The organism is Clostridium fungisolvens (genome assembly GCF_014193895.1).
Classification (GTDB): Bacteria; Bacillota; Clostridia; order Clostridiales; family Clostridiaceae; genus Clostridium_AR; species Clostridium_AR fungisolvens.
In genome coordinates this window covers 3,653,822-3,665,813 of record NZ_BLZR01000001.1, presented here as the reverse complement: position 1 = coordinate 3,665,813, position 11,992 = coordinate 3,653,822, and the positions used below count along the sequence as shown (strand labels likewise).

Genomic DNA, 11,992 nt, shown 5'->3' with positions numbered 1-11,992 from the left:
CTCTTTATTTATAGGATAATTATTGAAAAGTACCTTAACAAAATATAAAAATTACATAAATACTCGATAAATATGAACGATAATATAACTAGGGATAGATTTAAAATAGCGGATAATAAAATTTAGGGGAATTAGTGGAGGTTTTTTTATGATTAAGAGATTAAATAATGGGGAATTAGATCTTGAAGCTTTAGAAATAAGTGATGTAATAGATCTTAAACTATTGCAAACTTTCCAAGATAATTTTGCTATAGGAATGAATATTGCAAGCGTAACAGTAGATAGAAATGGAACACCCGTTACAAAGCCTAGTTCTTATACAAATTTCTGTATTAATTTGACGCAATCAACTGGTGCTGGTGAGAGTAGATGTGCCCAGTCTCATAAAAAAGGTGGAGAGGAAGCAGCAAGAACTGGAAGACCATATATTTACAAATGCCATGCTGGATTAATTGATTTTGCAGCACCAATCATGATAGACGGGCATTTAATAGGAACAATTTTAGGTGGTCAGATTTTAACCTCAAGTCCAGAGGAAAAAAGTTTTAGAGAAACTGCTTTGGAAATAGGGGTTAATCAGGATAAATATGTTGATGCAGCAAGAAATGTTTATATGACTAAAGAAGAAAACGTAAAAGCAGCAGCAGAAGTTTTATTTATAGTGGCTAACTCACTATCAAGAGCTGGATATGAGCAACTTGTATTAAGCAATATGTCCCAAGTACTTTCAGAAAACTTTAGTCAAATATCAGCTACAATGGAAGAACTAAATGCCACTTCGGCGAACGTAGCAAATAACCAACATAATCTAAATGATGAGATAACAAATGTTAAAAATATTTCAATAGAGATAAACACTATTTTGGATTCGATAAAGAGTATTGCTGATCAAACCAAGATGCTTGGATTAAATGCTGCCATAGAAGCTGCAAGAGCAGGTGATGCTGGAAGAGGTTTTGGAGTGGTAGCTACAGAAATAAGGAAACTTTCTCAAAGTTCAAAAGAAACTGCATTTATGATAATGAATCTTACAGGAAAGATACAAGATTCTGTGGACAGAACAATGGAGACTTCGAATGCTACTCTTGAAAATGCAGAGCAACAATCAGCAGCAATGGAAGAAGTTACTGCCAGCTTAACTGAAATAGCTACTTTAGCAGAAGAATTAAATACAATGACTAATAAATAAGACGCTACTAAGAACCTTTTGAAATTAATTGGTTATGCATCCAATGCTTTAATGAGCCTTCGCAAAGAATTAATATGATTTTGTCATATTTCATGGCTAAAACTGTAAACTCACTACGTTCGAACAGTACAGTTTTACTTTTTAAGAATCAATACTTTTTATAAATCTTCCATTTCTTAAATTTAAGAAGATAAAAAGGCTATCTGACTAAAAAGTAAAAAATAAAAATATATCGCCTGCCAGAATTTCTTCACATACGTTCAGAAAAGGCAGATGCGTAAAAAAATCACTAATAAAGAACGATTAGCGATTTTTTAGAGCCATTCCATCTGAAAAAATCATTTAATTCTAATAGCTCGCTCATATAGCATCTCCTGCATAACCAATTAATTTTAATAATCTTATTAGATATAGATAAAAGTGTGGATAATTATAAATGAGTTAAAAAATATGATAGTACATAAAAAAACATTGCCATAATTCTAGGAATTCTGGCAATATTTTTTTATGTAAAAAGAAGTTATTTTTGAGCTATTGTAGCTTAAATACTTTAATTGTATTGTTACGAAAGCAGATAGTTGTTTCAGATTTTGAAAAAATGTTGTTTATTAATTAATAAATCTTTATTGTTTTAGGTAATGGGTTAGTGGTTAAAGTTATTTGAGTATCATATTAGTTTTAACAGGGCATTAAATATTAGCTAAACAAAATATATATTTTAAACAATTAGGATCACATTAAGAGAGGAAGAAGATTATGATGCAAAACAAATTTCCAGAGAATTTTTTATGGGGAGGAGCAACAGCTGCAAATCAATGTGAAGGAGCATGGAATGAAGATGGTAAGGGGATGTCGGTTGCAGATTGCAGTACCTATAAGCCTAAGGTAGATCCAAAGGATTATGTTGCACAGAATGGAATCAGCAGCGATGATATTGAAAAAGCTATGAAAAGTGATGATATATCACTTTATGGAAAAAGACATGGCGTAGATTTTTACCATAGATATAAGGAAGATTTAGATTTGTTTGCTGAGATGGGATTTAAGGTGCTTCGTGTTTCAATAGCATGGACTCGTATATTTCCCAATGGCATAGAAGAGAAACCAAACGAAAAAGGTCTACAATACTATGAGAGTTTATTTATTGAAATGAAAAAAAGAAATATTGAACCTTTAGTAACCTTGCATCACTATGAGATGCCTTTGTATCTTTCTAATAATTATGATGGTTGGTATCAAAGAGCTGTAGTAGATTTGTTTGTGAAATTTTGCAAAGTGGTGTTTAAGAGATATAAAAACTTGGTCAAGTACTGGCTAACCTTTAATGAGATTGATAGTGTATTTAGGCATCCCTTTACAACAATCGGGCTTGTAACTGATAGATATCCAAAGGAAAAACTAGAGGAAATTATTTATCAATCCTTACATCATCAGTTTGTTGCTAGTAGCCTAGCTACGAAATATCTACGTGAAATAATACCAGGGGCACAAATGGGGTGTATGCTTACAAGAACTCTTACATATCCAGAAAATTGTGATCCTAAAAATTGTATGCTTGCATTGAAGGATAACAGAGAAAACTATTTCTATGCAGATGTTCAAGTATTTGGTGAGTATCCTAAGTTTATAAAGAATCAATGGGACAAGAAAGGTATTAATGTAAAATTTGAATCTGGAGACGAGGAAATACTTAAGCTGTATACGGTAGATTTCGTTTCCTTTAGTTATTACATGTCATTCGTTTCTAGCATAGATGCTGAAAGGAAAGAAAAGGTTAATGGAAATATAGCCACTGGTGTAAAAAATCCATATTTAGATGTTACAGAATGGAATTGGCAGGTAGATCCGATGGGGTTACATTATTCTTTAATTGATATGTATGATAGATATCGCAAACCTTTATTTATTGTAGAAAATGGACTAGGTAGCAGAGATAAGCTTGAAGAAGACGGTAGTATTCAAGATGATTATAGGATTGAATATTTTAGACAACATATCCAAGCTATAGCAGATGCAATTGAAGATGGAGTTGAAGTTATGGGGTATACTCCTTGGGGATGCTTAGATTTAGTAAGTATGTCCACATGCCAAATAAGTAAAAGATATGGATTTATATATGTTGATGCAGATGATTTAGGTTATGGTACCTATAACAGAATAAAAAAGAAATCTTTTTATTGGTATAAGAACGTAATTGAAACTAATGGAGTCGAGTTGTAGAGATGGAGCAAGTTCTAATTAAGGCAGCAGGTTATATATTTATTATAATAATTGGCTATTTATTAAAAAGGATAGGCTTATTTGATTTTAAAGACCAACGTACTGTAATGAAACTTATAATGAATATAACTCTTCCTGCTGCGGTTATAGCAGCATTTGCAAATTTTGAAAAAGATACACGATTAATTTTTATAACGGTTATAGGTTTGTTCATGAATTTAATCATGAGTGGTATAGGATATTTGGTTGCATTAAGAAAAAGTAAAAAGGATAAAGCCTTCAATATCATAAATTATTCAGGTTACAACATAGGAACTTTTGCTATGCCATATCTACAAAGTTTTCTAGGAAGTATGGGAATTGTAGTTGCGTGTCTATTTGATGCGGGAAATGCTATTATGTGTACAGGCGTTACTTATGCAATAGCATCTCAAGTAACAAGTAAAGAAAAGTTCACTATTAGGGATTTTTTACATAAAATATTTTCATCTGTACCTTTTGACGTATATATTGTCATGCTTTTTTGTTATTTTACTGATATTAGGTTTCCTAAGGCTGTGTATAGTATAGCAAGTTTAATCGGCAATGCTAATGCTTTTTTAGCTATGTTTATGATAGGACTGTCTTTTGAAATTGTATTAGATAAAGGAATTTTAAGACAAGTATGGACATCACTTTTTATCCGTTATTCAATTAACTCGGTTATAGCATATTTATTCTATAAATATAGTCCATTTACTAGTGAAGTAAAAACCATAGTAGTGTTAATAATGTTTGCTCCTATGTCTGCACTAAATGTAATTAATACCATAAAATGTGGGGGAGATAAAGAAAAGTCAGGTCTCTTAAATTCATTATCTATTGTAATAAGTTTAACTATTATAACCTTTTTGGTTATAAAGCTAAATTTGAAATAAGGAAACTAGCTGAACAATCTAATTTATCTGCAAAATTAATAACAGAAGTTGTGAAAGAAATCGAAAATCAAATAAGTGAAATAAGATTATATATAGGAAACGGTATATCTTTAAATGAATTTCCATTAATATACCAATTATAGCTTCATTTACTTGTGATAAGTAAGAAAGAAATACACAAGATATAATTCGTAAGCCAAATAAAAAGGTGATTACGTACTTGATAAATTTATTAGACTTACTAAAAAATTGCGAGTAGAAAAGGAGACTAAAATTATGCTTACTAATAAGAATGGGGTACAAGAGACTAAGAAATTAAATCAGCAATCAAGACAAGGAAGTATGTCAAGTTCAGCTAGTGGAACTGCATCATTTAGCTCAGGAACTTCAGGATCAATGAGCAGTGGCGTAGAGGAAGCAAAGCAATTAAATGAGCAATCTAGACAAAATAAAGGAAAATAGTAATATAGAAATTTAATTACTAGAAAATCATGTGGAATAGTAGTAAAGATGGATAACTTTAATGAGATGACTTAGAATATAAGTCTTCATTAAGGAGTATATAGTTATGTTAGTGGGTATGCATTGCATACCTACTTTTTTATTGTATGAGAAAGTATAAGACGTTAATTCTACTGAAACCTAGTGAGTTCAATTGATATAAATATATTTTTAGGACATACAGTAAAAAAGTAAAACTTATTCGCCTGCCAAGTTTTCCTCATATGTATTCGGAAAGGCAGATGCGATAAAAAAAGCTCACTGAAGAAGATAGCTTCAGCGACTTTTTTTACAGTATAAGAAAGTATAAAATGTTAATGATACTTAAGACTGTGAATTCAAATAGTTTGATAAATAGCTTCTTAGGTAAAACAGTAAAAAAGTAAAACTTATTTACCTGCCAAGTTTTCCTCACATACATTCGGAAAGGCAGATACGATAAAAAAGCTCACTGAAGAAGATAGCTTCAGCAACATTTATACATATATGTATAAATGAGAAGTGGTAAGAAGTAGATAAAACCATGCAAACTAATAACAATAAATGTATTAATAAAAAATAGTGAATAATTTCACAAAAATTTTGTTCACGTGAACATTTTTTTATTGTATTCTTTTAAGAAAACGATTATAATAACATTGTAAGCGATTGTTCACGTGAACAATTAGTAAAAGTTAAATGAAAAGTAAGGTGATTATTATGAAAAAATTTATGGATGAGAATTTTCTATTATCAAATGAAACAGCGGTAAAATTATTCCATGATTATTCAAAAAGTATGCCAATCATTGACTATCACTGCCATTTAAATCCTAAGGAAATTTATGAGAATAAAAGATTTAAAAATATAACTGAAGTTTGGTTATACGGGGATCATTACAAGTGGAGAGCAATGAGAAGTAATGGAATAGATGAAAATACTATAACTGGAGATGCAAGTGACTATGATAAATTTTTAGCATGGGCAAAGACACTGCAAGTTGCTATAGGAAATCCACTTTATCATTGGACGCATTTAGAGCTTCAAAGATTCTTTGGAATCTATGAACCTCTAACTGAGAAAACTGCTCCTCAAATATGGAACAAGGCTAATGAGATACTAAATGCAGGTGATTTCTCAGCAAGAGATTTAATTAAAAAGTCTAATGTAGAAGCAATATGTACAACTGATGATCCAGTTGATTCACTTGAGTATCATATAAAACTTAAAGAAATTAAAGACTTTGATGTAAAAGTTTTACCAACTTTTAGACCAGACAAAGGAATCGAAATAAATAGAGCTACATTCTTACCATGGGTTAAGAAGTTAGAAGAAGTATCAGGCAAACAAATAGCTGATTATGAAGCATTCTTACAAGCTTTTGAATCAAGAGTTGAATTCTTCCACTCAGTTGGATGTAGAGTATCAGATCATGCTTTAGATACAGTAGTATATGCAGATTCTACTAAAGAAGAAGCAGCAGAAATATTTGCAAAAGCATTAAAAGGTGAAGCTGTTAGTTTTGAAGAAGAAAAGAAGTATAAAACATTCACTTTAGGTTTTGTAGCAAAGATTTATCATAAGCTAGGATGGGCAATGCAACTTCATATCGGAGCTCTTAGAAATAATAACACAAGAATGTTTAATAAATTAGGAGCAGATACCGGATTTGATTCAATCAATGATGGACAAGTAGCAGAAGCACTTTCAAGATTCTTAGATTCATTAAATAGAGAAGATTTACTTCCAAAGACTATATTATATACATTAAATCCAAAAGATAATTATGTTCTTGGAACAATGCTTGGAAACTTCCAAGGAGGCGGAATACCAGGAAAGATACAATTTGGTTCAGGCTGGTGGTTTAATGATAGTATAGATGGAATGACTCAACAAATGAAAGCATTAGCTAATTTAGGGCTTTTAAGTAGATTTGTCGGAATGCTTACAGATTCAAGAAGTTTCTTATCATACCCGAGACATGAGTATTTCAGAAGAATAGTATGCAATCTTATTGGTGAATGGGTTGAAAATGGAGAAGTTCCAGATAATATAGAACTTTTAGGAAGCATAGTTCAAGATATATCATATAGAAATGCTAGAGAGTATTTTAACTTATAGAAATAAGTAGTTAAATTTGCATAAAATTGTTAACGTGTGCAAAGACGAGAATATTATTGCATGCGTTAACCCAAATATATACACTAATGAAAATCAATAATCTAAAGTTTTACAACGAGGCTACAAAAAAGCTTTAGTGTAAACGTTATTGAAAAACTTATAAACCAATAAACCATCAAATAATAGCAGGTTAGTAAAGCATTTTATAAAAAATTGCATAATAGTACTTAGGCAATTAAATGAAAAAAGGTATTTATAAAATTTATTTAAATAATAATATTAAGAAAGAGGTATAACTAGTATGAGTAAATTAACGTTGAAAGAAAAGATTTCATACGGTCTAGGCGATTTTGGTAATGGGTTCATGTTCGACTTAGGTCAAGCGTACTTACTAAAGTTCTACACAGACGTTTGTGGAATCGCATCAGTAGCGGCAGGAGGAATATTCTTATTCACAAAAGTATTTGATGCATTCATGGATCCAATAGCAGGTATAGCAATAGATTCAAGAAAGAATATAGGTAAAAATGGAAGATTTAAACCGGTAATGTTCGTATCAAGTATACTACTTGCAATACTTACTGTAATAACATTTACAACACCAATGGGGGCATCGGCTCATCAGAAATTAATATATGGATACGCTACATACATGATATGGGGACTTCTATATTCATTTACTAACGTTCCTTACGGTTCATTAGCTTCAGTTATGACTCAAGATGTTCAGGATAGAGCTAATCTAGCTTCCTTTAGACAAGCGGGTTCAGTTTCAGCGCTATTAATCACCGGTGTAGTATTTATGCCAATAGTAACATCTTTTTCTAACACAAAAATAGGTTTTCCAATAGCAGCAGGTATAATGTCTTTAATAGGTGTAATATCTTTCTTCATAACTTTCAAGAATACAAAAGAAGTTGTAGAAGTTAAGAGAACAGCTGAAAAGATAAAGCCAAAGGATTTTGCAACAGCTGTATTTACAAACAAACCATTACTTACTTTAATACTTATGACTGTATTCTCAATATCAGCTTACAACATTAAGACAGCAATGATGGTATACTTCTGTCAATATTATCTTGGTAATGCCGCACTTTTAGCTAGAACAAACTTCTTTACAATAGGTAGTTCAATAATTGCAATACTTTTCATACCTACTTTAGTAAAGAAATTAGGAAAGAAGAGAACAGCAATACTAGGATTCTCAATGGCTTTCATAGCTGATGGATTAAACTTTATACTACCAGTTCATATAGTTCCATTTACAATACTTATGGCTATATCATTTATCGGGATTGCATTACCAAACGGTGTTACATGGGCATTCGTTTCAGACGTTATCGACTATGGTGAATGGCATACAGGTGAAAGAAGAGAAGGTATAACTTATTCAGCATTTAACTTCTCAAGAAAGATAGCTCAAGCAATAGCAGGATCTCTTTCAGGATTTGGATTAGCATTAATAGGATATGTTCCAAACGTAAGACAATCAGCTCAAACATTATTAGGAATGAAGGGATTATTAATGTTATATCCTTGTATAGCTTTAATAATAGCTGCAATAGTACTTGGAGTATTGTACGGATTATCAGATAAGAAGTACAAAGAAATCGTTACTGATCTTCAAGCTGGAAAGTACGAATCAAGCAGAGCATAATAATATAATTAATATAATGTATATAATTTGATCAATTATTGTTTAAAACTACAATTTCATAGATAGGCTCAATATATAATACTTAAATTTAGTAAAAATCCACCTACTTCTATAGTACTATAGAGCTTATTTTTGAACTTCTTCCTTATTACCCACAAGGACCATTAACTAAGTTTTAATAATAAAAGATTATAATTTATATAAAGGATACGGTTCATTTGGGACTAAACATATTTTCCCGCTACGAACCCTAAGTAGAGTGAACCGTATACCTCAATAAATGTTATAGATTTAAATTCTATAAAAATCATGTGAAAAGCAAGTACTTATAATAAATAGGTGCTTGTTTTTTATTTTTATATACAAGGTCTAATAAATTTTATCCATAAAAATATCGTAGTAAATATACTTTAATCTATTAATTGATTAATAAAATAAATTAGAGAAATAGCTATAATAGTGTATTTTTGCAATAAACAGATTATTATTTACCACAAGCTCTATACTTATAGTATATTTTTTCATTATATAGTTATATATTAATTAAATGTTGTTAAATATTTATACAAAGGTGGACAACCCTGTTATCAACTTTATGTTTTTAAAGATTCTTATCCGAATCTAGTACAGTATTAAAACAGTTTTCGAATAAACTACATCTCTTTACAATTTCTTCAGAGTAAATTAGCTGTTTTACTATCTTATTAATTTTAATTAATATCAAAAAATATTTTCAACTATATTAAATTTTGATCGGACAAAGAGTTGAATTTTCAATCTACTTCCCAAGGATTATTCAGAGTTATATTTAATTATAATTTCTTTAAAAAAGTGAATTTATAATTCTTATTTCATCAATTTTTATAAATCTATTTCCTTCAAATAATCTATCATATATCAAGTTCATGTAATCGAGCACCTTATCCAAGTTCATAATTATAAAGAAACTAAGGTATCTTTTTAGATACTTTGAGGCCACCCCATGAAAGGTTGATAGCCACTTTTTCAAATTTGGCCAAAGATATTTTATTCTATACTCGGTCTCTATTTTAATGGATCTTTTTCTATTATGTCTTCTTGCTACTGATTTTATATAACTGTCTCCATAAGGAGCAATGTATGATTTCTTTTCTATTTTAGAATAAACTTTCTCATTGAAAGCTCTTCCATCCCATTGATGCTTAAATATTGGTTCTATAAACATAGAGTCTTCTTGTCCTCTTGCACCAACAACCCAAATGTTTTCTCTTGGAGTTGATGAAGCAATTATTTCTGCATTTCTACACCCTTTAAAATTCTCTTTTAAAATAACCTTTCCTACATGTACAACTCCTGATAAACTATCTGGAGTGGAATCTAGACTTAACGCTTGAAGTATTTTATGTCTCCAATAAAAGGCTGTGCCAATACTTATATTTAGCTTCTCTGCGCAGAATTTTAAAGTCTTATTTTCTGTCATTAATTCAGTAAATTCTAGCCAGGTTCTAGCATTCTTTTTTGAATAACTCCACAATGAATTAGTTGTACGCGAAAAGGTTTTTTCACACACTTTGCATTTGTATCTTTGAATTCCATTATAAAAACCATATTTAATATACCAAGTTGATTCACAAATTGGGCAGACTTCTACAACTCTATCTTTATAAAAATCTCTTTTTAGCATCTTGTTAGTATGCAGATCAAACTTTTTCAATTGAACATCATGCTGTAGCAAAAGGAACACCTCTCTAAGAAAATTTAATAATTAAGCTATCCTCTTAATGCTTGCCATATGTTCATGGTTTTAATCACTACCAACATTTATTTAACAAATATTTGGATACTATAAAAATTCATTGAAGCGCTCTTCTTCAGTGAGTTTTTTGCTCATCTATATTAAAAATTTATATCTTTACATTACATAATTAGAAGGGAGAAGAGGTTTTAAAGTAGATTTTTATATTTCATATATTGACAGAGCTTTATAATGTTGTTAACCTAAAGCTTGATATGGTTTATAAAATGTTATTAAAATAAGATGGTTGTATTTATAGAGAAATTAAGAAATAGATGGTATTAAAAAAATCTTTTAGTGTAGATACTTCATAAGAGCAGTAGCTTAAAAGAAAGGTGTACAACTATAGTTAAGAGATATTTTTTTGAGATATAAGAATTTTTATTAAGAAATTAAGAAGGTGAAGGCATGAGCATAACTATAAAAGATATAGCAAAATTGGCGAATGTATCGCATACCACTGTATCTAGAGCGCTAAATAATAGTCCTCTAATTAATGAAGAAACAAAAGCTAAGATCAAGGCAATAGCAGAGGAACTTAATTATGTTCCAAACTATAGTGCAAAAAGTCTAGTTTTGGATAAGTCTTATACTATTGGATTATTCTTCTCTAGTATAAGCAGAGGAACATCTCCAAGTTTTTTCTATGAAATAGTAAGAGGCGTAAATAGTGTAATAAAAGAAAACTATAATTTAGTAGTAAGAGGTATAGACGACTACAAGGATTTTTCAGGAATTAATAATAAAAGATTTGATGGAATTGTGCTTATGAGTCAAAGTGATAAGGATAATGAATTCATATATCATGTATGGCAAAGACAGATACCACTTATTGTTTTAAATAGAGAAATCGAAGGTAATTCTTTAATAAACATACTATCAGATGACGAAGAAGGAGCTTTTAAGGCAGCTAGTTATTTGATAGAAAATAACCATAAAGATATAGCTATTATAGAGGGAAAAGAAGAATTTAAATCATCTAAGAAGAGAAAAGATGGATTTTTAAAAGCTTTGTTAAATAATAATATTCCAGTAAGAGGAGAATATTTGGTTAGAGGAAACTACGATATAAAGAGCGGTTATGGGGCCATGAAAAAATTACTTGATCTTCCTAACAAGCCAACAGCAGTATTTTGTTCAAATGATGATATGGCTATCGGAGCTATAAAAGCTGTTTTTGAAAAAGGGCTTTCAGTACCTAAGGATATATCAATAGTAGGTTTCGATAACATAGGTTTTGCAGAGTATGCTACCCCTGCACTAACTACAGTAAAGAGACCTATGGAAGAGATAAGTATAATAGGTGGAAGAACAATAATAGATTTAATTGACAAAAAAGACTATAAAGGTGAGAAAGTATATATAAAAACCGAACTTATGATTAGGGAATCAGCACGTAAGTTATAAAAATAATAATGTATAGAATTTCTTAAGTGAAAAGATATGCCAAGTATGAGAACTAAAAATATTGGGCATATCTTTTTCATTTTGTTAAAAACACTACAAAGCAGTAAACAATTTAAATATGCTATACAATACCTTCCATAAAATAATGAGTGGAATATTTAAAAAAAACTTATTGTTAACGTGTGCATTAAATGATATAATATATTTGAAAAGAGAAATATTAATAT

The 11,992-nt window shown here is 30.1% G+C and carries 8 protein-coding genes; 7 read left to right on the top strand and 1 reads right to left on the bottom strand.

Features of this window, described 5'->3' with window-relative positions:
- Positions 1-148 precede the first annotated feature (148 nt).
- From bsdtw1_RS16150 to bsdtw1_RS16125, 6 genes are all read left to right on the top strand, one after another.
- Positions 149-1,189 carry a PocR ligand-binding domain-containing protein gene (locus bsdtw1_RS16150; RefSeq protein ID WP_183278586.1) on the top strand — a complete coding sequence of 347 codons (1,041 nt, stop codon included), beginning with the start codon at positions 149-151 and terminating at the stop codon, positions 1,187-1,189.
- Positions 1,190-1,945: 756 nt separating this feature from the next.
- Entirely contained in the window at positions 1,946-3,409 is a 1,464-nt protein-coding gene (locus bsdtw1_RS16145; protein WP_183278585.1) for a glycoside hydrolase family 1 protein, read from the top strand.
- 2 nt (positions 3,410-3,411) lie between these two features.
- On the top strand, positions 3,412-4,326 hold the full coding sequence (locus bsdtw1_RS16140; protein WP_183278584.1) for an AEC family transporter: 915 nt from the start codon (positions 3,412-3,414) through the stop codon (positions 4,324-4,326).
- A gap of 276 nt (positions 4,327-4,602) precedes the next feature.
- Positions 4,603-4,788, top strand: a complete 186-nt coding sequence (locus bsdtw1_RS16135) for a hypothetical protein (protein ID WP_183278583.1) — start codon at positions 4,603-4,605, stop codon at positions 4,786-4,788.
- A gap of 738 nt (positions 4,789-5,526) precedes the next feature.
- Complete coding sequence (gene uxaC, locus bsdtw1_RS16130) at positions 5,527-6,927, top strand: glucuronate isomerase (RefSeq protein ID WP_183278582.1); 1,401 nt, start codon at positions 5,527-5,529, stop codon at positions 6,925-6,927.
- Positions 6,928-7,228: 301 nt separating this feature from the next.
- Positions 7,229-8,584, top strand: coding sequence for a glycoside-pentoside-hexuronide (GPH):cation symporter (locus bsdtw1_RS16125; RefSeq protein WP_183278581.1), 1,356 nt, complete (start codon positions 7,229-7,231; stop codon positions 8,582-8,584).
- Between the two features lie 823 nt (positions 8,585-9,407).
- Here bsdtw1_RS16125 and bsdtw1_RS16120 read toward each other — a convergent pair.
- The gene (locus bsdtw1_RS16120; protein ID WP_183278580.1) at positions 9,408-10,298 is read right to left on the bottom strand and encodes an IS1/IS1595 family N-terminal zinc-binding domain-containing protein; all 891 of its coding nucleotides are present in this window, start codon (positions 10,296-10,298) and stop codon (positions 9,408-9,410) included.
- 468 nt (positions 10,299-10,766) lie between these two features.
- Between bsdtw1_RS16120 and bsdtw1_RS16115 the strand changes: the two genes are divergently transcribed.
- Positions 10,767-11,765, top strand: coding sequence for a LacI family DNA-binding transcriptional regulator (locus bsdtw1_RS16115; protein ID WP_183278579.1), 999 nt, complete (start codon positions 10,767-10,769; stop codon positions 11,763-11,765).
- Positions 11,766-11,992 lie beyond the last annotated feature (227 nt).

What these genes read in the sequence shown, in the direction of transcription:
- bsdtw1_RS16135 (WP_183278583.1), top strand. Translation starts at nt 4,603, where the DNA reads ATGCTTACTAATAAGAATGGGGTACAAGAGACTAAGAAATTAAATCAG.
- bsdtw1_RS16115 (WP_183278579.1), top strand. Translation starts at nt 10,767, where the DNA reads ATGAGCATAACTATAAAAGATATAGCAAAATTGGCGAATGTATCGCAT.
- bsdtw1_RS16125 (WP_183278581.1), top strand. Translation starts at nt 7,229, where the DNA reads ATGAGTAAATTAACGTTGAAAGAAAAGATTTCATACGGTCTAGGCGAT.
- uxaC (WP_183278582.1), top strand. Translation starts at nt 5,527, where the DNA reads ATGAAAAAATTTATGGATGAGAATTTTCTATTATCAAATGAAACAGCG.
- bsdtw1_RS16150 (WP_183278586.1), top strand. Translation starts at nt 149, where the DNA reads ATGATTAAGAGATTAAATAATGGGGAATTAGATCTTGAAGCTTTAGAA.
- bsdtw1_RS16140 (WP_183278584.1), top strand. Translation starts at nt 3,412, where the DNA reads ATGGAGCAAGTTCTAATTAAGGCAGCAGGTTATATATTTATTATAATA.
- bsdtw1_RS16145 (WP_183278585.1), top strand. Translation starts at nt 1,946, where the DNA reads ATGATGCAAAACAAATTTCCAGAGAATTTTTTATGGGGAGGAGCAACA.